The sequence below is a fragment of the Kitasatospora cineracea genome (assembly GCF_003751605.1).
GTDB lineage: Bacteria > Actinomycetota > Actinomycetes > Streptomycetales > Streptomycetaceae > Kitasatospora > Kitasatospora cineracea.
In genome coordinates this window covers 1,707,338-1,728,568 of the sequence record NZ_RJVJ01000002.1, presented here as the reverse complement: position 1 = coordinate 1,728,568, position 21,231 = coordinate 1,707,338, and the positions used below count along the sequence as shown (strand labels likewise).

The following is a 21,231-nucleotide window of genomic DNA, read 5'->3' as shown; positions in this document are numbered from 1 at the left end:
GATCCGCCACCGGCCGAGCCATGACAACGCCGGACCGCGAACCGCGCCACCGGGCGGCCCGCGGACCTCCGCACCGGCCCGGACGCGCGGACCGACACAGCGCGCGGACCGACACGGACCGAACAGACCGAACGAACGCCGGAAGGGGAACCCGATGCGCCTGCTCCTGGTCGAGGACGACGACCGCGTGGCCGCCGCCCTGGTCGCGGTGCTCGGCCGGCACGGCTTCCAGGTCCGGCACGCCCGCAGCGGCCACGAGGCGCTGGACGCGCTCGTCCCGGACGGCAGCGACCCCTACCGGGTGGTGCTGCTCGACCTCGGCCTGCCCGACCGGGACGGCTTCGAGGTGTGCAGCCGGATCCGGGCCGGCAGCGGCGTCCCGGTCATCATGGTGACCGCGCGGGCCGACATCCGCTCCCGGATCCACGGCCTCAACCTGGGCGCCGACGACTACGTGGTCAAGCCCTACGACATGGGCGAACTGCTGGCCCGGATCCACGCCGTGGCCCGCCGCGGCACCCCCCGCAGCGCCGAGGAGAGCGGCCCCGAGCCGTCCGGGCCGCTGGCCTCCCGCGGCGTCGAGATCGACCGCGAGCGCCGCCGGGTCTCGGTCGAGGGCCGCGACGTCCCGCTCACCCGCAAGGAGTTCGACCTGCTGGCGCTGCTCGCCCAGAGCCCCGGCGTGGTCTACCGCCGGGAACAGATCTTCAGCGAGGTCTGGCGCTCCGGCTGGGAGGGCAACGGCCGCACCCTGGAGGTGCACATCGGCTCGCTGCGCACCAAGCTCGGCCTGCCCGGCCTGGTCGAGGCCGTCCGCGGCGTCGGCTACCGGCTGATCCCCGACCAGCCGGACCAGCCGGACCAGCCCGACGGCGGCCCCGGCACCGCCCCCGGCGACGGCCCGGCGGAGCGCTGACCGCACGTGCGCAACCGCCTGCTCGGCATCCTGATCGCCCTGATGGCCTGCGTGCTGGCCGCGCTCGGGGTGCCCCTGGCCTACCTGATCGCCGCCTCCGAGCAGTCGAAGGTGGTCGTCGACCGGATCGACGACGCCGCCCGCTTCGCCCAGGACCTGCCCACCCAGGGCCGCCTCACCACCGCCGTCAAGGGCGACCCCGAACCCGGCCCCGGCGACATCGGCCGGCTGCACGCCCTCACCACCGAGGCCGAGCGCTACCACGAGCTGTACGGCGCCCGGATCGGCCTGTTCCAGCGCGACGGCAGCGCCATCGCGGTCTCCCCGACCGGCTGGCGGCCCCCCGCCGCCGGCCCCGGCCAGCAGGCGTACCACGAGGCGCTGGCCGGCCGCCGCAGCCACAACCCGCCGCAGGTCTGGCCGTGGACCCCCGACCGCACCCTGGCCGTCGCCCTGCCGGTGGTCCGCGACGGCGACGTGATCGCCGTGGTGCTCACCGAATCGCCCACCGGCGGCCTGCGCTCGCGGATCCTGCACCGCTGGATGGTGCTGGCCGGCGGCGAGGCGCTCGCCATGATCGTCGCCATCCTGCTCGCCGTCCGGCTCACCGGCTGGGTGCTGCGCCCCGTCCGCACCCTGGACCGGGCCACCCACGACATCGCCACCGGCCGGCTCGGCGCCCGGGTCGCCCCCAGCGGCGGGCCGCCCGAACTGCGGCGGCTGGCCCGCTCGTTCAACGACATGGCGGACCACGTGGTGCTCGCCATCGACCAGCAGCGGGCGTTCGTCGCCGACGCCTCGCACCAGCTGCGCAACCCGCTGGCCGCGCTGCTGCTCCGGGTCGAGCTGATCGGCCTCGACCTGCCCGAGGGCCACGAGGAGGAGCTCGTCGCGGTCCGCGAGGAGGGCGCCCGGCTGGCCCGGGTGCTGGACGACCTGCTGGGCCTGGCCACCGCCGAGGGCTCCCGGCCCGAGCCCGAACCGGTCGACCTGGTCGACCTGGTCCGCACCCGGGCCGACGCCTGGCGCCCGCTCGCCGGGCAGCGCGGCGTCGCCCTGCACTGGGAGGGCCCGCCGATGGCGCACGCCTGGGCCGACCCGATCGGCTTCGGCAGCGCGCTGGACGCCGTCCTGGACAACGCGCTGAAGTTCACCCCGGCCGGCGGCGAGGTCCGGGTCGGCCTGCTGATCGGCAAGGACGAGGTCACCGCCACCGTCACCGACGCCGGACCGGGCCTCACCGAGGAGGAGCTGGCCCGGGTCGGCGACCGGTTCTGGCGCTCCTCCCGGCACCAGAACATCGACGGCTCCGGCCTCGGCCTGTCCATCGCCCGCACCCTGCTGCTGGCCGGCGGCGGCGGCCTGGACTTCGCGCCCGCCGAGCCGAACGGCCTGACCGTGCGGCTCAGCGTGCCCCGGCGCCGGGGGCGGCGCTGAAGCCGGCCCGGGGCCCGGGACCCGGCGCTCGGGGCTCGGGGCTCGGGGCGTAAGGCTCAGGGCGTAAGGCTCAGGGCTTGACGGACAGGTAGTAGCGCTTGGCGCCGTCGTGCAGCGGCAGCGGGTCGGTGTACACGGCGGTGCGCAGGTCCACCAGCTGGGCGGCGTGCACCTGGCGGCCGATGTCGTCCCGGCTGTCGATCACCGCCCGGGTCAGCGCCTCCACCAGCGCCGGGTCCACGTCGGCCCGGGTCACCAGCAGGTTCGGCACCGCCACCGTCGGCACCGGCGTCCGCTCCGGCTCCACGCTCGGGTAGGCGTCCGCCGGGATGGTCGCCGCCCGGTACGCGTCCATCCCCGGCCCGGCCAGCCGGTGCAGCGGGTCGGACAGGTCGCCCATCGGCACGATCCGGATCGGGACGCGCTCCGACAGGTTGGACAGCGCCGTGGTCGGCAGGCCGCCCGACCAGAAGAACGCGTCCAGCTCCTTGCGCTGCAGCCCGTCCGCCGCCTGGACGACGCTGACCGGTGCCGGCCGCACGTCCTTGTCCGGGTCCAGGCCGGCCGCCTCCAGCAGCCGCCGGGTCACCAGGTTCACCCCCGACTTGGCCTGCCCCACGCCGACCCGCAGCCCGCGCAGGTCCGCCACCGAGTGCACCGGCGAGCCGGCCGGCACCACCAGCTGCATGTAGTCGTCGTACAGCCGGGCGATCGCCCGCAGCTTCGGCTTCCCCGGGTTGTCGAAGGTCGCCACCGCGTCCGCCGTGGCCACCGCGAAGTCGTCCCGGCCCGAGACCAGCCGCTCCAGGTTGTCCAGCGAGCCCTCGGAGTTGTCCAGCTGGACCTTCAGCCCCGGCATGTGGTCGCCCAGGTACTGCTGCAGCAGCACCCCGTACCGGTCGTACACCCCGCCGTCCACCCCGGTGGCGAACGCCACCCGCCCGTGCGGGCCCGACGAGGACCGGGCCGAGGACACCCACCAGCCGCCCACGCCCCCCGCCACCAGCAGCAGCACCACGACGATCCGCAGCAGCCGGCCGCGCAGGACGGAACGCGCCGCGGAGCGCAGCCCGGCGGCGGGGCGGGAGAGGAGGTTCGCAGCAGCCATGCCGTGGATACTGCCAGCCCCCACCGCCCGGCGGGAGGCCCTTCCCGCTGCCCGTACCCTTGGCTCTGTGGGTATGGAGGAGAGCTTGCGAACTTACAAGGTCGTCACGTACGGCTGCCAGATGAACGTCCACGACTCCGAGCGCCTGTCCGGGCTGCTGGAGGAGGCCGGCTACGCCAAGGCCGCCGGCGACGGCGATCCCGACCTGGTGGTCTTCAACACCTGCGCGGTCCGCGAGAACGCCGACAACAAGCTGTACGGCAACCTCGGCCGGCTCGCCCCCGCCAAGCAGGCCAACCGCGGCATGCAGATCGCCGTCGGCGGCTGCCTCGCCCAGAAGGACCGCGAGACCATCGTCCGCAAGGCCCCCTGGGTCGACGTCGTCTTCGGCACCCACAACATCGGCCACCTGCCCGCGCTGCTCGAGCGCGCCGCCGTCGAGCGCAAGGCCCAGGTCGAGATCCTCGAGTCGCTGGAGACCTTCCCCTCCACCCTGCCCACCCGGCGCGAGTCCGCGTACGCGGCCTGGGTCGCCATCTCGGTCGGCTGCAACAACACCTGCACCTTCTGCATCGTCCCCGCCCTGCGCGGCAAGGAGGAGGACCGCCGCCCCGGCGACATCCTCGCCGAGGTCGAGGCACTGGTCGCCGAGGGCGTCGTCGAGGTCACCCTGCTCGGGCAGAACGTCAACGCGTACGGCTCCGACCTGGGCGACCGGCAGGCGTTCTCCAAGCTGCTGCGGGCGTGCGGGGAGATCGAGGGACTGGAGCGGGTCCGCTTCACCTCGCCGCACCCGAAGGACTTCACCGACGACGTGATCGCCGCGATGGCCGAGACCCCCAACGTGATGCACCAGCTGCACATGCCGCTGCAGTCCGGCTCCGACACCGTGCTGCGCGCCATGCGGCGCTCCTACCGGCAGGAGCGGTTCCTCGGCATCATCGAGAAGGTGCGGGCCGCGATGCCGGACGCCGCGATCTCCACCGACATCATCGTCGGCTTCCCCGGCGAGACCGACGAGGACTTCGAGCAGACCCTGCACGTGGTCCGCGAGGCCCGGTTCGCCAACGCCTTCACCTTCCAGTACTCCAAGCGCCCGGGGACGCCGGCCGCCGAGATGGCCGACCAGGTGCCCAAGGCCGTGGTGCAGGAGCGCTACGACCGGCTGATCGCCCTCCAGGAGGAGATCTCCTGGGAGGAGAACAAGAAGCAGGTCGGCCGCAAGCTGGAGATCCTGGTCGCCGAGGGCGAGGGCAAGAAGGACGACCGCACCGACCGGCTCTCCGGGCGCGCCCCCGACAACCGGCTGGTGCACTTCTCGCGGCCGGAGAGCGGCGTCCGCCCCGGCGACGTGGTCACCGTCGAGATCACCTACGCCGCCCCGCACCACCTCCTCGCGGAGGGCCCCGCGCTCGGCGTGCGCCGCACCCGGGCGGGCGACGCGTGGGAGAAGCGGCAGGCGGCGCCGGCGGCGAAGCCCGCGGGCGTGATGCTGGGGCTGCCGACGATCGGGGCTCCGGTGCGGACGGAGGCCGTGGCGTCGGGCGGGGACGGCTGCGGCTGCTGAGACGGGCGCACGCGCGGAAGCAGGGGCGCGGGAGCTGCGCGCAGCGGAGGAGCACGTCAGCGAGTTCGCGGGATAGTGCAACACACTGTCCTGCGAGGCGATCTGGCTGTGGGTGCTCGGTTGGCCGCGCAGTTCCCCGCGCCCCTGCTTTCGCTCGGGTGAGCCTGCAGCAGTTGTCACTGCGTCCCTGGGGTCGGGTCGGGGGCTCCGCGTAGAGTGATCGGCATGCTTGTTGCCGCTGCTGTGTGCCCGTGTCCGCCGTTGCTCGTGCCGGAGGTGGCGGTGGGGGCCGCCGGTGAGGTGGCGGGGTTGCGGGAGGCGTGTCTGGCGGCGGTGGGGGAGCTGGCCGGGGTCGATCTGGTGGTGGTGGTCGGGACCGGGGAGCGGGCCGGGGTGTGGACGGAGGGCGGGGCGGGGTCGTTCCGTCGGTACGGGGTGGCGAAGGCGGTGCGGTTGCCGTCGGGCGGGGTGGCGGGGCCGGAGTTGTCGCCCGCGTTGACGGTGGGGGCGTGGCTGTTGGAGGAGGCGGGCGTGCGGGTGCCGGCGCACGCGGTCGCGGTGCGGCCGGACACGGCGCCGGAGCGGCTGCTGGGGCTGGGCCGGGGGTTGGCCGAACTCGCGGACCGGGTGGGGCTGTTGGTGCTCGGTGACGGCAGTGCCCGGCGTTCGGTGAAGGCGCCCGGCTACCTGGACGAGCGGGCCGAGGGCCACGACCGGGCGGTGGCGCTCGCGCTGGCGGGGGCGGACGCGGCGGCGCTGGCCGGGTTGGACGCGGGGCTGTCGGCGGAGCTGATGGCCGAGGGGCGTGCCCCGTGGCAGGTGCTGGCGGGTGCCGCGGAGGGCGCCGCGCTCGGCGGTGAACTGCGCTACGAGGACGCCCCGTACGGCGTCGGCTACCTGGTGGCCTCCTGGCGCTGAGCGCGCCGGGCGGGCCGGGGGCTCAGTCGTCCTTGGGCTTGGCGGCGAAGTCGTCGCGGGCGTGCTTGGTCGCCGAGGCGCCCTTCTCGATCTTGTCGCTGTACTTGTGCTTGGTGGCCTTGTCGATGGCCTCGCCGGCCTTGTCCACCATGCCGTCCAGCTTGTCGCCGTGCTTCCCGGCCAGTTCGCTGGCCTTGTCCTTGAGTTCCTCGGCCTTGCCCTTGAGGTTGTCCATCAGGCCCATGGCATCCATCCTTCGCAATTCAGGTCATTTCCGGATCAGACATAGCTGATCCTCCCCGGTGAACGACGCGGTGACACGGGAGGTGCCCGGCTTTTGCGAGACTGGTGGGGTGAGCGGTTCCTCTTCCTCCTCTTCTCCCGCGCGTCCCGCCGTGCTGCCCCGGGTGGTCTCGGTGGTCGGTTCGACGGCGGCCGGCAAGTCCGACCTGGCGGTGGCGATCGCCCGCGAGCTGGGCGGGGAGGTGGTGAACACCGACTCGATGCAGCTGTACCGGGGCATGGACATCGGCACCGCCAAGCTGACGGCGGCGGAGCGGGGCGGCGTCCCGCACCACCTGCTGGACGTGTGGGAGGTGACCGAGACCGCCTCGGTGGCCGAGTACCAGCGACTGGCGCGGGCCGAGATGGACCGGCAGCTGGCGGCGGGGCAGGTGCCGGTGCTGGTCGGCGGGTCGGGCCTGTACGTGCGGGCGGCGGTCGACGAGATGGAGTTCCCGGGCACCGACCCGGCGGTGCGGGCCCGGCTGGAGGAGGAGGTGGAGCGGGTCGGCCCCGGTGTCCTGCACCGGCGGCTGGCGGAGCTGGACCCGGCCGCGGCGGAGGCGATCCTGACCAGCAACGGGCGGCGGATCGTCCGGGCGCTGGAGGTCATCGAGATCACCGGGCGGCCGTTCACGGCCAGCCTGCCGACCCAGCGGGCGGTGTACGCGGCGGTGCAGATCGGCGTCCAGGTGCCGCGGCCGGAGCTGGACCGGCGGATCGAGCTGCGGGTGGACCGGATGTGGGAGGCCGGGCTGCTGGACGAGGTGCGGGAGTTGGAGAAGGCCGGGCTGCGCGAGGGGCTGACCGCGAGCCGTGCGCTCGGCTACCAGCAGGTGCTGGCGTTCTTCGCCGGGGAGTGCACCGAGGACGAGGCGCGGGCGGAGACCGTCCGGGCCACCCGGCGGTTCGCCCGGCGGCAGGAGTCCTGGTTCCGCCGGGACCCGCGGATCCACTGGCTGGAACGGCCGGAGGGCGCCGATCCGGTCGAGCTGCTGGGCCGGGCACTGGAACTGATCCACCGTCCGGAAGAGCCGGGCGCGGCGGGCTGACCGGCGCGTTTCGGCTGCCGGGCGGAGGGATCCGGCCAGGCTCGCGGCGTCTGCACCGGCAGACGCAGGTGCAGAAGGCACCGGCGGTCACGGCGGGATCACGTCCTGGCATCGGATCACCCGATCGACCCGTGGGACGCCCTGCCCGGGTGTTGGTACGTGCCATCATCGGTAGCACCGAGGCCCGGCACGCGGGCCGGCCTCACCGCCCGCGAGCTCCGGAGCTCGTGTCGAGCCGTCAGGGGAGGCCGCGTGTCAACGGGTACCGGCCCCGAAACCGATGAGCTGCTCGGCGACGTCTCCGACGGGTCCGAGACCCTCCCCGAGCTCGCCGTCCCCACCACCTCCTACGCCGTGGCGCTGCCCGCGATCGACGACCTGGCCGCCGCGCCGGGCGTGGTCCACGAGCGGGACATCCGGCCGCGCCGCCGGCTGCGCTGGTGGCAGATCCTGCCGATCGCCGCGACGGTGATGTTCGGCTCGCTGATGTTCGCCTTCCCGCTGGCCTTCGGCAGCGAGGGCGCGACCGCGATGATCGGGATGCTCGGCCTGCTGATCACCGCGGCCTCGGTCGGCTGGGGCGCGATGGCCGCCCGCCGGGCCGGCTACAAGTGGCCGGGCGTGCCGCGCCGCGGCAGCACCGAGCGGGCCGGCTGGAAGGCCATCGTGCTGTACACCCTGCTGGCGGCGGCGGCCGTGGCGCTCGCCCTCTGGCGGGTCGTCCACCTGCGCGGCTAGGCCCCGCACCGCGGGCCGGGCGGCCGGCGGGCTTCGTTACCATCGGCGGTGTGAGCGAGCGCAGCGGTATCAGCGGAACGGCCTTCCTCAAGGGGCACGGCACCCAGAACGACTTCGTGATCGTCCCCGACCCGGACGGGCGGATCGACCTGCCGGCGGCCACCGTCGCCGAGCTGTGCGACCGGCGGGCCGGGATCGGCGCGGACGGCGTGCTGCGGGTGGTCCGCTCGGCGGCCGAGCCGGCCGCGGCGGGGATGGCCGACGAGGCCGAGTGGTTCATGGACTACCGCAACGCGGACGGCTCGATCGCCGAGATGTGCGGCAACGGGGTGCGGGTGTTCGCCCGGTACCTGGTGCACGCCGGGCACGCGAAGCCGGGCGAGCTGGCGGTGGCCACCCGCGGCGGGGTGAAGAAGGTGCGGATCGCCGCGGACGCCGCGGACGGCACCCCGGGCGGGATCACCGTGGACATGGGCCGCGCCGTGCTGCCCGGCCCGGACGGCATCACCGTCACCGTGGACGGCCGCAGCTGGCCCGCGCTGAACGTCAACATGGGCAACCCGCACGCCGTCGCCTTCGTCGAGGACCTGGCGCACGCGGGCAACCTGCTCGACGCCCCGGCGACCGCCCCCGCGGGCGCGTACCCGCAGGGCGTGAACGTGGAGTTCGTGGTGGACCGCGGCGAGCGGCACGTGGCGATGCGGGTGCACGAGCGCGGCTCCGGCGAGACCCGCTCCTGCGGCACCGGCGCCTGCGCCGTCGCGGTGGCGGCGATCCGGCGGGACGGCGCCGACCCGGCGGTCACCGGGGAGGCCGTCCGCTACACGGTCGACCTGCCGGGCGGTCGACTGCTGATCGAGGAGTTCCCGGACGGCCGGATCGAGATGACCGGCCCCGCGGTGATCGTCGCGGAGGGCGTCCTGCTCTGACCGCAGGTCAGCGCGACGGGGCGTCAGCTCCCGCTTCCCATCCGGCCTTCCGGCTAATCCGCCCGTTCGAGTGATCCGGGTGACAGAGGGGAAGCGGGGGCTCGCGCAACGTGCTCTGCTCGGTAGCATGGACCACCGGGTCGGCCGTCGCTCCGGTGTTGCTGCCGGAGGTGCAGATGACCATCCGCTCCGAGCTGGCGGGTCCGCCGTCCAAGCAGCCGGCGGGCCGGTTTAGCCGCGCGGCACTCGGCCGGGCCGGCCGGGCGGCACTGCTCGCCACCGGGCGGACGCCCGTCCCCGACGCCATCGAGCCGATCGTCCAGGCCCACCGGGTGCACCGCCCGCAGGCCGACGTACCGCTGCTGACCAGGGCGTACCGGCTCGCCGAGGAGAGCCACCGCGGGCAGACCCGGAAGAGCGGCGAGCCGTACATCACCCACCCGCTCGCGGTGACGATGATCCTCGCCCAGCTCGGCGCGGACACCACCACGCTGGTCGCCTCGCTGCTGCACGACACCGTCGAGGACACCGAGGTGACGCTCGATCAGGTCGCCGAGGTCTTCGGGCCCGAGGTGGCGTACCTGGTGGACGGCGTCACCAAACTGGAGAAGGTCGACTTCGGGGCCGCCGCCGAGCCGGAGACCTTCCGCAAGATGCTGGTCGCCACCGGCGACGACGTCCGGGTGATGGTGATCAAGCTCGCCGACCGGCTGCACAACATGCGCACCATCCGGCACATGAAGCCGGCCAGCCAGGTGCGGATCGCCAAGGTCACCCGGGACGTGCTGATCCCGCTCGCCGAACGGCTCGGCATCCAGATGGTCAAGGCGGAGCTGGAGGACATCGTCTTCGCCACCCTGCACCCCGAGGAGTACGAGCACACCGGCGCGGTGGCCGGCGGCTGGACGGACGGCGTGCTCGCCCCGTTCGCCGCCGAGCTCGGCCGACAGCTCGCCGAGGCCGGCATCCCCGCCGCCGTCACCGTCCGGCCCCGGCACCTGGTCTCGCTGCACCGGGTGATGATCAAGCGCGGGGCCGGCCCGGACGGCGCCGGGCTGCGGCCCGCCGACTTCGGGCGGCTGCTGGTGGTGGTCGAGGAGAACGCCGACTGCTACGCCGTGCTCGGCGAGCTGCACACCTGCTGGACGCCGCTGCCCGGCGAGTTCAAGGACTTCGTCGCCGCCCCCAAGTTCAACCTGTACCAGTCGCTGCACACCGCGGTCGCGCTGACCGGCGGCGAGGTGATCGAGGTCCTGGTCCGCACCCGGCGGATGCACGAGGTCGCCGAGACCGGCGTGGTCGCCCTCGGCGACCCGCGCACCGCCGACCGGCCCGGCACCGCCGACGACCCCGAGGACCGCACCGACCCGGCCCGCCCCGGCTGGCTGGCCCGGCTGCTCGACTGGCAGCAGGACACCCCCGACCCGGACGCCTTCTGGTCCGCGCTCACCGCCGACCTGCGCGACGACCGCGAGATCACCGCCGTCACCGAGGACGGCGCCACCCTGCACCTGCCGGCCGGCTCCAGCTGCCTGGACGCCGCCTACCTGCTCGGCGAGGAGACCGGCCACCGATGTATCGGCGCCCGGGTCAACGGCCGGCTCGCCGCGCTCTCCACCGAACTGCGCGACGGCGACATGTTCGGCCTGCTGCTGGCCCCCGACGGCGAGGACAGCGGGCCCGACCCGCAGTGGCTGGAGTACGTCCGCACCCCCGGTGCCCGGCTCGCCGTCGAGCGGCGGCTGGCCGCCCGCCCGGCCGCGCCCGCCGTGCCGCCCGGGCCCGCGCCCGCCGAACCGCCCGGGACCGCCGCCGTCGCCCCGACCGCCGCGCCGACCGGCGCCCCCGTGCCCGGGGCCGCCGCCGGTGCCGCCGCCCCCGAGGCCGTCGCGCCCGCCGAGGTGCCCGAACTGCCCGGCGCGGCCGTCCGGTTGGCCCGCTGCTGCACGCCCGTCCCGCCCGACGAGGTGACCGGCATCGCGCTGCGCGGCGGGATCGTCGCGGTGCACCGGGCGGGCTGCCCCACCGGCACCCGGATGCTGCGCGGCGGCCGCCGCCCGGTCGGGGTCCGCTGGCTGCCCGGCGGCGCCCCGCAGTGGGGCTACCGGGCCACCCTGCACGCCGAGGCGCTCAACCGGCCCCGGCTGCTCGCCGACCTGACCGCGGCGATCTCCGGCGAGGGCGCGTCGATCTTCTCCGCCGAGGTCGAGCCGCCCCGCCAGCTCCGGGTGCGGCACAGCTACACCCTGGAGCTGCCCGACGCCGCGGTGCTGCCCGCGGTGATGCGGGCGGTGCTCCGGGTGTCGGGCGTGTACGACGTGTACCGGCCCGGCGGGCCGGAGGCCGGGCCGGACGGAGCGGCCGCGGAGGCGGCCGCGGCAGGGGCGGGGGCGGCGGCGGGGGCGGTGGCCGGTCCGGAGGGGGCGGCTGGTAAAAGGGATGACTCGGGCACAGCGGACGTGCAACCATCGTGGGGAATTCACGGCGGCTCCGCCGTGTTGTCCGAGAGCACGATCCGATCAACCCAAGGATGAAATGACCTCCACGTTCGACAGCCGCACCCGATCGAGCGAGTCCGCCAGCCGACTCGCCGACCTCAAGGCGGAAGCCCTGATGGACGAGGACCTCGCGGCGATCGACGAGGGCCTCGGCAACTACGACGGAGAGCAGTACGACCGCTCCGAGCGCGCCGCGCTCCGGCGCGTGCACGGCCTCTCCACCGAACTGCAGGACGTCACCGAAGTCGAGTACCGCCAGCTCCGCCTGGAGCGCGTGGTGCTCGTCGGCGTGTGGACGGACGGCACGCTCGAGGAGGCGGAGAACTCGATGGCCGAGCTCGCCGCCCTCGCCGAGACGGCCGGCTCCGAAGTCCTGGACGGCGTGATCCAGCGCCGCGACAAGCCCGACGCGGCCACCTACATCGGCTCCGGCAAGGCCAAGGAACTGCGCGACATCGTCGCCTCCACCGGCGCCGACACCGTGGTCTGCGACGGTGAGCTGACGCCCGGCCAGCTGATCCACCTGGAGGACGTGGTCAAGGTCAAGGTGGTCGACCGCACCGCCCTGATCCTGGACATCTTCGCCCAGCACGCCAAGTCCCGGGAGGGCAAGGCGCAGGTCTCGCTCGCGCAGATGCAGTACATGCTGCCGCGCCTGCGCGGCTGGGGTCAGTCGCTGTCCCGGCAGATGGGCGGCGGTGGCTCCGGCTCCTCGGGCGGCGGCATGGCCACCCGCGGTCCCGGTGAGACCAAGATCGAGACCGACCGGCGGCGGATCCGCGAGAAGATGGCGAAGCTCCGCAAGGAGATCGCCGACATGAAGAAGGGCCGCGACACCAAGCGGCAGGAGCGGCGGCGCAACCACGTCCCGTCGGTGGCCATCGCCGGGTACACCAACGCGGGCAAGTCCTCGCTGCTCAACCGGCTCACCGGGGCCGGCGTCCTGGTGGAGAACGCGCTGTTCGCCACCCTGGACCCGACGGTCCGCCGGGCCGAGACCCCGAGCGGCCGGCTCTACACGCTGGCCGACACGGTCGGCTTCGTCCGGCACCTGCCGCACCACCTGGTCGAGGCGTTCCGCTCCACCATGGAGGAGGTCGCCGACGCCGACCTCATCCTGCACGTGGTGGACGGCTCGCACCCCGAGCCGGAGACCCAGCTCGCCGCCGTCCGCGAGGTGATCGTCTCGGTCGACGCGCAGAACGTGCCGGAGATCGTGGTGATCAACAAGGCCGACGCGGCGGACCCGCTGGTCCTCCAGCGCCTGCTGCGCCGCGAGCCGCACGCCCTGGTGGTGTCGGCCCGCAGCGGCCAGGGCATGGAGGAACTGCTCGCCCTGATCGACCGGGAACTGCCCCGCCCCGCGGTGGAGGTCAAGGCCCTGGTCCCCTACACCCGCGGCGACCTGGTCTCCCGGGTGCACGCGGAGGGCGAGCTGATCTCCACCGAGCACACGGCGGACGGCACCCTGCTGCACGCCAAGGTGGCGGCCGTACTGGCCGGCGAGCTGGAGCGGTACGCGGTCGTCGCGGCCTGACGGCACCGGCACCCGCCACCCGCCGTAGCGAACGAACGGGCGGGCGGCGCACCCTGCGAGGGGTGCGCCGCCCGCCCGTCGGCGTTCCGGTGGCTACCGGTTGCCCGACTCCTTGGCCAGGAAGGCGTCGAACATCTTCTTGGCGTCCGGCCCGAGGGTCGGGCCGGCCTGCCAGCGGTTGCCGTTGTCGCCGATCGAGACGTTGGAGAACAGCACCGGCTTGCCGCTCTGCCGGGTGATCCAGCCACCGCCGGAGGAGCCGCCCGTCATGCTGCAGCCGATGGCCAGCATCGGCGGGCGCGAGCGGTCGAAGACGAACGGGGTGAGCTTGGCGGTGGAGTCGCAGTGCTCCAACTCCTCGCCGTCGTACGGCTTCCCGGCCGGGTAGCCGTACGCCTTGGGCGCGGTGATGTCCTCCGGCTTGGCGTTGAACAGGATCGGCACCGAGCCGCCGACGGTCTCCTCCAGCGAGATGTCCGAGCCGTCCAGCGAGGCCACCCGGATCACTGCGAAGTCGAACTGGTTGGCCGCGGTGCCCACCAGGTTGCCCTCCTGGGTCCACTGCGGCATCACCAGCATGTCGGTGGCCAGCCAGCGGCCGAGCGGGGCGACCTGCTCCCAGGTGGCGTTCTGGCCCTTGCCGTTGCTGGTGACGCCGGTGCGGTTGTAGCTGGGCGCGAACATCAGCTTGGTGAAGTAGCCCTTGCCCTTGCCGCCGTGGGCGCAGTGCGCGGCCGTCCACACCAGGTTGCTCCGGCCGGGGTTGCCCGGGTCGGCGACCACGGTGCCCGAGCAGACCGCGGTGCCCTCGTCGCTCTCGAAGAAGATCTTGCCGATCACGGCGGTGTCCGCGCCGTACGGGTGCGGCTGGGCCTTGGCCTGGACGACGGACGGGAAGACCACGTCCCGGATCGAGGGGGCCTTCTCGTCCGGGGCGATCGAGGTGGTCTTCTTCGGGTCGGCGGGCTTCTTCGTGTTCCAGAAGCTCTTGATCGCCTCGATGTCCTCCGGCTTGAAGCCGTTCTTGGACGCCCACTTCTTCCAGTCGTCGGCGTTCCAGTTCGGCGCCTGGGAGAGGAAGTTCTGCAGGTCGCCGATGTCCACGGAGTCCTTCGACCCGGACGCGGAGGACTTGGCGGGCGGCGGCGACGGGACCGGCTTCTGGGAGCAGGCGGCGGTGGTGACGGCGAGCACCGTCACCAGGGCGGCCGCGGCCGCGCTCCGGACTCGGCGCGCCGTGCGGTGCTGGTCGGTCATGGGTGTTCCCCCGTGGTCGGTGTCGGAATGGGTGCGGAGTCGGGGCCGGGGCCGGGCCGGACGGAGGCGACCGGCGGCGGTCACGTCCGGGAGATGTAGTCGAGCGCCCGGCGGGCCACGTCCTCCAGGTAGGGCCCGTTCAGGGCGGTGTGCGCCTGGGTGCCGATCGAGGTGTTGCTGACCAGCCGCTGGCGGCCGTCCGGTCCGTCGGCGAACCAGCCGCCGCCCGACGCGCCGGCCGTCATGGTGCAGCCGATCACCAGCATCGGGGGCCGGGCCGGGTCGAAGCTGCGGGAGCCCGGCCGGCCGGAGTCGCAGCGCTCCAACTCCTGCCCGTCGAACGGCGCGAGGGCCGGGTACCCCCAGGCCTGGATCGCCAACTGCTCGCGCGGGGCGTCGAACCACACCGGCACGGCGGTGCCGACGGCCTCCTCCAGCGAGCGGGTCTCGCCCTCCGGGCCGCGCACCTTGACCACCGCGAAGTCGTACTGGTTCGCGGCACCCCCGCCCTTGGTGCCCTCGGTGGTCCACAGCGGCGAGGTGATCACCTTGTCGGCCCACCACTGCCCGAGCGGGGCGACCTCGGCGAGCGTCGCCCTCCGGTGGTCGCTGGCCGCGCCGGAGCTGTTGTAGGCCGGGACGAACACCAGGTTCTTGTACCAGTCGCCGCCCTTGCCCTCGTGCACGCAGTGCGCGGCCGTCCACACCAGGTTGCTCTTCCCCGGGTGCGCCGGGTCGGCGACCACGGTGGCCGAGCACTGGCCGGTGCCGCCGTTCGGCGCGGTCATGAAGACCTTCCCGGACGCCGGGTAGCTGGTGTACGGGCGCGGCACCGGCTGCGCGGCCACCGGCGGCGGCGCGGCGGGGGAGGGGGACGCGGCGGCCGGGCCGGACGCGGGCGCGCTCTCCGGCCCGCTCGCCGAGGCGCTCTCCGGCCCGCTCTCCGGCGCGCCCGCCGGGGTGCTCACCGGGAGCGACGGCGGTGGCGCGGCGGACGGCCCGTCCGGGGCCGGGGCGGGCTGCTGCGGCGGGGCCTGGTCCATCTTCTCGGCGCTCCACAGGCCCGGCACCGCCGGGTTGCGGAAGCCGTGGTGCTGCGCCCAGCGGTCCCACTCGGCGTACCCCCACTGCTTCAACTCGGCGAAGCTGCGCGGCGACCCGTCGCCCCCGCCGCCGGTCGAGGTGCAGGCGCTCGTCCCGCCCGCCACCACGGCGGCCGCGGACAGCAGGGCCACCACCCCCCGTGCCCTCACCATCGACCCCCCAGAACGGAACGACTCCCCGGGACAGTCTTCCATCCGGGTCCGACGCGGCGGACGGGCGGTGCCCCTGCCGTTGACGTCCGGACACCGAACCGTGATGGTGACGGTCCGTCAGGATGCCGCCCACTCACACCTGCGGGTGAGGGATCGCCCGAAACTCACCGGAACGAGTGAGTCGTCCTTGTGCCCGGCGGTGGTGGACAGGCAACCCTTACCCGTAGGCAGTCACGCGGCTACAAGGAGCGGATTTGGCCAGCACCCTCACCGGCGTCCCCCCGGCCGCCCGGCCCGCGGCCGGGCACCCCACCCCGGACCCGCTGCTCGACCCCGACCCGGCCGTGGCCGCCGAACACGCCGCCACCGAGAGCCTGTTGCGCTGCTGGGCCCGGGAGACCGCGGCCGAGCGCCCGGACGGCGACCTGCTGCGGATCCCGGTGCTCGGCGGCGCCGCGCAGCTGTCCGCGCCGGTGCGGCACTGGTCGGCCTGCGGCTGGCACCGGTTCGGCCCGGCCACCGTCTCCACCGGCACCGCCGAGCACCCGGTCGACGCGGTCACCGTCGCCGCCCTGGTGGCCGGCGCCACCGGCCGCCCCGAACCCGGCCAACTCGCCGACCTGACCGCCCGGGTGGCCGACTCCTCGGCCCGCACCGCGGAGATCCTCGCCCACCGCCGGGCCGCCCCCGCCGCCCCCGCCGACCCGTTCCTGCGCGCCGAGCAGGCGCTGCTGCTCGGCCACCCGCTGCACCCCACCCCGAAGAGCCGCGACGGCCTCGGCCCCGCCCAGTCCGCCGCGTACTCCCCGGAGCTGCACGGCAGCTTCCGGCTGCACTGGTGGGCCGTGCACCGCTCGCTGCTGGCCGGCGACTCCGCCGCCGGCACCCCCGTCGAGCAGCTCACCGCCGGGCTGTACGGCCGCCCGCTGCCCGCCGGCACGGCCGCCCTGCCGCTGCACCCCTGGCAGGCCCGCGAACTGGTGCTCCGCCCGGCCGTCGCCGAACTGCTCGACCAGGGCCTGCTCACCGACCTCGGCCAGCACGGCGAGCCCTGGCACCCCACCAGCTCGGTGCGCACCGTCTGCCGCCCCGGCACCCCGTGGATGCTCAAGCTGTCGCTCGGCCTGCGGATCACCAACTCCCGCCGGGAGAACCTCCGCAAGGAACTGCACCGGGGCGCCGAGGTGCACCGCCTGCTGGAGTCCGGCCTGGCCGCCGAGTGGCGGGCCGCCCACCCCGGCTTCGACATCGTCCGCGACCCGGCCTGGATCGGCGTCGACCACCCCGCGCTCGGCGACCCCAACGGCCTGGACACCGTGCTGCGCCGGCTGCCGTTCGGGCCCGCCGACCGGGCGCTGTGCGTGGCCGGACTGGTCGCCGAACGGCCGCTGGACCGGCTCGGCTCGCAACTGGCGGACGTCCTGGACGACTTGGCCGTCCGCACCGGCCGCCCGGTGCCGACCGTCGCCACCGAGTGGTTCCTGCGCTACCTGGACACCGTCGTGCTGCCGATCCTCTGGCTGGACGGGCGGGCCGGCATCGCGCTGGAGGCCCACCAGCAGAACAGCCTGGTCCTGCTGGACCCCCAGGGCTGGCCCGCCGGCGGCCGCTACCGCGACAACCAGGGCTACTACTTCCGCGACTCGCACGCCGACCGGCTGCACCGGCGGCTGCCCGGACTCGGCGCGCACAGCGACACCTTCGTGCCCGACGCGGTCGCCGACGAGCGCTTCGCCTACTACCTCGGCATCAACCACGTGCTCGGCCTGATCGGCGCCTTCGGCTCCCAGGGCCTCGCCGACGAGCAGCTGCTGCTGGCCGCGCTGCGCCGCTTCCTGGCCGGCCCCGCCGCCACCGCCACCGGCTCCGCGCTGCCCGCCCACCTGCTGGACGCGCCCACCCTGCGCTGCAAGGCCAACCTGCTCACCCGGCTGCACGGCCTGGACGAACTGGTCGGCCCGGTCGAGACCCAGTCGGTGTACGTCGAGATCGACAACCCGGTGGCCCGGGCGTGATCCCGGCGACCGGGACGATACCCACCGCGGCCGGTGAACTCGTCCTGCCCACCGTGCGGTTGGACGCCGACCTGGACCTGCTCACCGGCTGGATGAACGACCCGGACACCGACCGCTGGTGGGCCCTCGCGGGCCCGCCGCGGACCACCGCCGACCACCTCGCCGCCCAGCTCGACGGCGACGGCCGCAGCCGCCCCGTCCTGGCCCTGCTCGACGGCACGCCCACCGGCTACTTCGAGCTGTACCGGGCCGACCTCGACCCGCTGGCCGCGCACTACCCCGCCCGCCCGCACGACCTGGGCGTGCACCTGCTGCTGGCCCCCGCCGCCCGCGGCCGGGGCCTGGCCGCCCCGCTGCTCGACGCGATCGCCACCCGGCTGCTGCGGCGCGAACCCCGCTGCACCCGGGTGCTCGCCGAACCCGACGTCCGCAACACGCCCTCCGTCCGGGCGTTCGCGCGCGCCGGGTTCGACCGCGTCGCCGACCTCGACCTGCCCGACAAGCGCGCCGCCCTGATGATCCGTCGGCGCGCCGACACCCCCGCCGCCACCTAGGACGACATGACCTCCCACGACGACACGGCGGGCCGGCCGCCCGAGCCGTACGACCTGATCGGCGTCGGCATCGGCCCGTTCAACCTCTCGCTGGCCGCGCTCGCCGACCGGGCCGAGACCGTCAGCGCGCTGTTCCTCGACGCCAGGCCCGAGTTCCGCTGGCACCCCGGCATGCTCGTCGACGGCGCCCGGATGCAGGTCCCGTTCCTGGCCGACCTGGTCACCCTGGTCGACCCGACCAACCCGTGGTCGTTCCTCAACTACCTGCGCGACCAGCAGCGGCTGTTCCCGTTCTACTTCGGCGAGCGCTTCCAACTGCCCCGCCGCGAGTACGACCACTACTGCCGGTGGGCCGCCGACCGGCTCCCCAACTGCCGCTTCGGCAGCCCCGTCACCGCCGTCCACTGGGACGCCGGGCAGCGGCTCTACCTGGTGCACGCCGCCGGCGCGGTGCACCGGGCCCGCCACCTCGTCCTCGGCACCGGCACCGAACCCGTCCGCCCCGCGGCCTTCGCCCCGCTGGACCGGCACCCCGCCGTGCTGCACTCCGCCGACTACCTGACCCGGCGCCGCGCCCTGGACGCCGCCCGGGACGTCACGGTGGTCGGATCCGGCCAGTCCGGCGCCGAGGTCTTCCTCGACCTGCTGCGCCACCGGGCCGGCGACGGCACCCGGCTGCGCTGGCTCACCCGCACCCGGGCGATCGCCCCGATGGAGTACTCCAAGCTCGGCCTGGAGCAGTTCACCCCCGACTACACCCGCTACTTCCACGGCCTGCCCGCCGACGTCCGGGACGCCCTCGTCCCCGCCCAGTGGCAGCTGCACAAGGCCGCCAGCGCCGAGACCCTCGCCGAGATCCACGACCACCTGTACGAGCGCACCGTCGGCCGCCCGATCGACGCCGAACCCGTCGAGATCCTCCCCGGCACCGCCGTCACCGAGGCCGCGCAGAGCCCCGGCGGCGGCCTCGAACTGCACTGCCGGCACGGCGACTCCGGCCGCCGCCACCTGGTCCGCACCGACGCCGTGGTGCTCGCCACCGGCTACCGCGCGGTGCGCCCCGCCGCCCTCGACCCGATCGCCGACCTGATCGACTGGGACGAGCGGGGCCGCTACCGGGTCGACCTCGACCACCGGGTCGCCACCCGGCCGGAACTCACCGGTGGTCTGTACGTCCAGAACGCCGAGCTGCACACTCACGGTGTCGGCACCCCGGACCTCGGGCTCGGCGCGCACCGCGCCGCCGTGATCCTCAACGCCGTCGCGGGCAAGACCCTCCACCCGCTGCCCCAGCGCACCGCCTGGACCACCTTCGCGCCGCCCGCCGCCCCCGGACCCGCCCCGCAGCCGGCGGTGCTCCCACGACCCCAGGAAGGAACCGAGCGTGCCGCAGCCAGCCGCTGACCCCGTGCTCCACCTGCCACCCCAGCTCACCACCGGGCACTGGCAAGCCGCCGGACGGGACATGCTCGCCAAACTGCTCGGCGAATTCGCCTACGAGGAACTGCTCCACCCGCAGCCCGACGGCGACGGCCGCTACCTGCTGCGCCTCCCCGACGCCGACTACCGGTTCGCCGCCCGCCGCGGCGCGTACGGCAGCTGGCGGGTCGAGGCGGCCTCGATCGAGGGCGGCGGCGACCCGCTGCGCTTCCTCCAGCAGGCCCGGCACGTCCTCGGGGCGAGCGGCGACACCACCGGCCACCTGGTCCGCGAACTCACCGCCACCCTGATCGCCGACGCCCACCTGCGGGCCACCGCGCTGACCGCCGCCGAGCTCGCCGACCTCGACCACGTCGCCCTGGAGGGCCGGCAGACCGGCCACCCGTGGATCGTCGCCAACAAGGGCCGGCTCGGCTTCTCCGCCACCGACGCGGCCGGCTGGACCCCCGAGGCCCGGCTGCCCCGCCCGCTGCCCTGGCTCGCCGTGCACAAGAGCCTGGCCGAGTTCCGCGGCGACCCGACCGTCTACGACACCGAACTCGACCCCGCCTTCCGCACCCAACTCGGCGAGCGCGCCGACGAGTTCTGGCTGCTCCCGGTGCACCCCTGGCAGTGGGACGAGACCGTGGTCGGCCTGTTCGCGCCGTGGATCGCCGACGGCCGGATCATCCCGCTGCCCAGCGACGGCGACCTGCGGCTGCCCCAGCAGTCCATCCGCTCCTTCTTCAACCTCAGCCGCCCCGACCGCTGCACCGTCAAACTGCCGCTCGCCATCCTCAACACCCTGGTCTGGCGCGGCCTGCCCACCGAACGCGCCCTCGCCGCGCCCGCCGTCACCGCCTGGATCCACCACCTGCGCGACACCGACCCGTACCTGCGCGACGAGTGCCGGGTGATCCTGCTCGGCGAGATCGCCTCGGTCACCGTCGAGCACCCGCTGTACCGGGACCTGCCCGACGCCCCCTACCAGTACAAGGAACTGCTCGGCGCGATCTGGCGCGAACCGCTCGGCCGGTACCTGGAACCCGGCGAGCGGGCCCGCACCCTGGCCGCGCTGCTGCAGACCGGCTCCGACGGGCGGGCGCTGACCGCCGAACTCGTCGCCCGCTCCGGCCTGGAGCCCCGGGAGTGGGTGCGCCGGCTGTTCGCCGCGATGCTGCCGCCGCTGCTGCACTTCCTGTACCGCTACGGCCTGGTGTTCTCCCCGCACGGCGAGAACGCCATCGTGGTCTTCGACCGCGACGACGTCCCGGTCCGGCTCGCCGTCAAGGACTTCGTCGACGACGTCAACCTCAGCGACCGGCCGCTGCCCGAACTCGCCGGCCTGCCCGCGGAGATCGCCGACGTGCTCAACCGGGAGGACCCGGACTACCTCTGCCAGTTCCTGCACTCCGGCCTGTTCATCGGCGTCCACCGCTACCTCGCCCCGCTGCTGGAGGACCAACTCGGGCTGCCGGAAGCGGAGTTCTGGGAACTGCTGCGCGCCGAGATCCTCGACTGCCAGCGCCGCTTCCCCGAACTCGCCGACCGCCACCGGCTGTTCGACCTGTTCAAGCCCCGGATCGACCGGCTCTGCCTGAACCGCAACCGCCTGCTGCTCGACGGCTACCGGGACCGCCCCGACCGCCCGCACGCCGCCGTCCACGGGCAGGTCGACAACCCGCTGCACAGCACCGCCCACCTCCCCGCCCAGCGGGTCCGGGTTGTCAGTCCGGCCCCGTAGGCTG

General features: G+C 74.5%; 17 protein-coding genes. 13 read left to right on the top strand and 4 right to left on the bottom strand.

From position 1 onward, the window contains the following. Window positions 1-154: 154 nt before the first annotated feature. Window positions 155-916, top strand: a complete 762-nt coding sequence (locus EDD39_RS33790) for a response regulator transcription factor (RefSeq protein WP_123563282.1) — start codon at window positions 155-157, stop codon at window positions 914-916. Between the two features lie 6 nt (window positions 917-922). Next, a complete protein-coding gene (locus EDD39_RS33785) occupies window positions 923-2,353 on the top strand; it encodes a sensor histidine kinase (protein WP_123563280.1) in 1,431 nt (476 codons plus the stop codon). Between the two features lie 70 nt (window positions 2,354-2,423). Here EDD39_RS33785 and EDD39_RS33780 read toward each other — a convergent pair whose 3' ends face one another. Beyond that, entirely contained in the window at window positions 2,424-3,461 is a 1,038-nt protein-coding gene (locus EDD39_RS33780) for a TAXI family TRAP transporter solute-binding subunit (RefSeq protein WP_123563278.1), read from the bottom strand. Between the two features lie 73 nt (window positions 3,462-3,534). Here EDD39_RS33780 and miaB point away from each other — a divergent pair, with 73 nt between their 5' ends. Then, a complete protein-coding gene (gene miaB, locus EDD39_RS33775; RefSeq protein ID WP_123563276.1) occupies window positions 3,535-5,028 on the top strand; it encodes a tRNA (N6-isopentenyl adenosine(37)-C2)-methylthiotransferase MiaB in 1,494 nt (497 codons plus the stop codon). Between the two features lie 225 nt (window positions 5,029-5,253). Continuing rightward, window positions 5,254-5,946 carry a class III extradiol ring-cleavage dioxygenase family protein gene (locus EDD39_RS33770; protein ID WP_030457985.1) on the top strand — a complete coding sequence of 231 codons (693 nt, stop codon included), beginning with the start codon at window positions 5,254-5,256 and terminating at the stop codon, window positions 5,944-5,946. Window positions 5,947-5,968: 22 nt separating this feature from the next. On the opposite strand, the gene EDD39_RS33765 is transcribed toward EDD39_RS33770, so the two are convergent. Next, window positions 5,969-6,190: an antitoxin gene (locus EDD39_RS33765; protein WP_030457986.1), complete on the bottom strand. Its 222-nt coding sequence runs from the start codon at window positions 6,188-6,190 to the stop codon at window positions 5,969-5,971. A gap of 109 nt (window positions 6,191-6,299) precedes the next feature. Here EDD39_RS33765 and miaA point away from each other — a divergent pair, with 109 nt between their 5' ends. The 5 genes from miaA (at window position 6,300) to hflX (ending at window position 12,982) form a co-directional block, all read left to right on the top strand. Then, entirely contained in the window at window positions 6,300-7,280 is a 981-nt protein-coding gene (miaA, locus tag EDD39_RS33760) for a tRNA (adenosine(37)-N6)-dimethylallyltransferase MiaA (RefSeq protein ID WP_123563272.1), read from the top strand. 252 nt (window positions 7,281-7,532) lie between these two features. Then, window positions 7,533-8,018 carry a hypothetical protein gene (locus EDD39_RS33755; RefSeq protein ID WP_030457988.1) on the top strand — a complete coding sequence of 162 codons (486 nt, stop codon included), beginning with the start codon at window positions 7,533-7,535 and terminating at the stop codon, window positions 8,016-8,018. 41 nt (window positions 8,019-8,059) lie between these two features. Beyond that, entirely contained in the window at window positions 8,060-8,947 is an 888-nt protein-coding gene (gene dapF, locus EDD39_RS33750) for a diaminopimelate epimerase (protein WP_425269798.1), read from the top strand. A gap of 176 nt (window positions 8,948-9,123) precedes the next feature. Then, window positions 9,124-11,481 (top strand): RelA/SpoT family protein, encoded by a 2,358-nt coding sequence (locus EDD39_RS33745; RefSeq protein ID WP_123563498.1) that lies wholly within the window; start codon window positions 9,124-9,126, stop codon window positions 11,479-11,481. A gap of 1 nt (window position 11,482) precedes the next feature. Next, window positions 11,483-12,982 carry a GTPase HflX gene (gene hflX / locus EDD39_RS33740; RefSeq protein WP_123563270.1) on the top strand — a complete coding sequence of 500 codons (1,500 nt, stop codon included), beginning with the start codon at window positions 11,483-11,485 and terminating at the stop codon, window positions 12,980-12,982. 93 nt (window positions 12,983-13,075) lie between these two features. On the opposite strand, the gene EDD39_RS33735 is transcribed toward hflX, so the two are convergent. Together EDD39_RS33735 and EDD39_RS39990 are read right to left on the bottom strand one after the other, a co-directional pair. Next, complete coding sequence (locus tag EDD39_RS33735) at window positions 13,076-14,239, bottom strand: trypsin-like serine peptidase (RefSeq protein ID WP_123563268.1); 1,164 nt, start codon at window positions 14,237-14,239, stop codon at window positions 13,076-13,078. A gap of 80 nt (window positions 14,240-14,319) precedes the next feature. After that, entirely contained in the window at window positions 14,320-15,495 is a 1,176-nt protein-coding gene (locus EDD39_RS39990) for a trypsin-like serine peptidase (RefSeq protein ID WP_162870288.1), read from the bottom strand. Between the two features lie 254 nt (window positions 15,496-15,749). On the opposite strand from EDD39_RS39990, the gene EDD39_RS33725 reads away from it, so the two are divergent. From EDD39_RS33725 to EDD39_RS33710, 4 genes are read left to right on the top strand one after another with little or no spacing between them, the layout of a single operon-like run. Further along, on the top strand, window positions 15,750-17,510 hold the full coding sequence (locus EDD39_RS33725) for an IucA/IucC family protein (protein WP_123563265.1): 1,761 nt from the start codon (window positions 15,750-15,752) through the stop codon (window positions 17,508-17,510). Continuing rightward, window positions 17,507-18,064: a GNAT family N-acetyltransferase gene (locus EDD39_RS33720; protein ID WP_123563263.1), complete on the top strand. Its 558-nt coding sequence runs from the start codon at window positions 17,507-17,509 to the stop codon at window positions 18,062-18,064. The genes EDD39_RS33725 and EDD39_RS33720 overlap by 4 nt, the downstream gene beginning before the upstream one ends. 6 nt (window positions 18,065-18,070) lie before the next feature. Beyond that, the gene (locus EDD39_RS33715) at window positions 18,071-19,468 is read left to right on the top strand and encodes a lysine N(6)-hydroxylase/L-ornithine N(5)-oxygenase family protein (protein ID WP_123563261.1); all 1,398 of its coding nucleotides are present in this window, start codon (window positions 18,071-18,073) and stop codon (window positions 19,466-19,468) included. Further along, window positions 19,449-21,227, top strand: a complete 1,779-nt coding sequence (locus EDD39_RS33710; protein ID WP_425269790.1) for an IucA/IucC family protein — start codon at window positions 19,449-19,451, stop codon at window positions 21,225-21,227. The genes EDD39_RS33715 and EDD39_RS33710 overlap by 20 nt, the downstream gene beginning before the upstream one ends. Window positions 21,228-21,231 lie beyond the last annotated feature (4 nt).

Coding starts and splice junctions, on each gene's coding strand:
- EDD39_RS33735 (WP_123563268.1), bottom strand. CDS start 14,239: ATGACCGACCAGCACCGCACGGCGCGCCGAGTCCGGAGCGCGGCCGCG.
- miaB (WP_123563276.1), top strand. CDS start 3,535: ATGGAGGAGAGCTTGCGAACTTACAAGGTCGTCACGTACGGCTGCCAG.
- EDD39_RS33715 (WP_123563261.1), top strand. CDS start 18,071: ATGACCTCCCACGACGACACGGCGGGCCGGCCGCCCGAGCCGTACGAC.
- EDD39_RS33765 (WP_030457986.1), bottom strand. CDS start 6,190: ATGGGCCTGATGGACAACCTCAAGGGCAAGGCCGAGGAACTCAAGGAC.
- EDD39_RS33790 (WP_123563282.1), top strand. CDS start 155: ATGCGCCTGCTCCTGGTCGAGGACGACGACCGCGTGGCCGCCGCCCTG.
- EDD39_RS39990 (WP_162870288.1), bottom strand. CDS start 15,495: ATGGTGAGGGCACGGGGGGTGGTGGCCCTGCTGTCCGCGGCCGCCGTG.
- EDD39_RS33780 (WP_123563278.1), bottom strand. CDS start 3,461: ATGGCTGCTGCGAACCTCCTCTCCCGCCCCGCCGCCGGGCTGCGCTCC.
- EDD39_RS33745 (WP_123563498.1), top strand. CDS start 9,124: ATGACCATCCGCTCCGAGCTGGCGGGTCCGCCGTCCAAGCAGCCGGCG.
- EDD39_RS33770 (WP_030457985.1), top strand. CDS start 5,254: ATGCTTGTTGCCGCTGCTGTGTGCCCGTGTCCGCCGTTGCTCGTGCCG.
- hflX (WP_123563270.1), top strand. CDS start 11,483: ATGACCTCCACGTTCGACAGCCGCACCCGATCGAGCGAGTCCGCCAGC.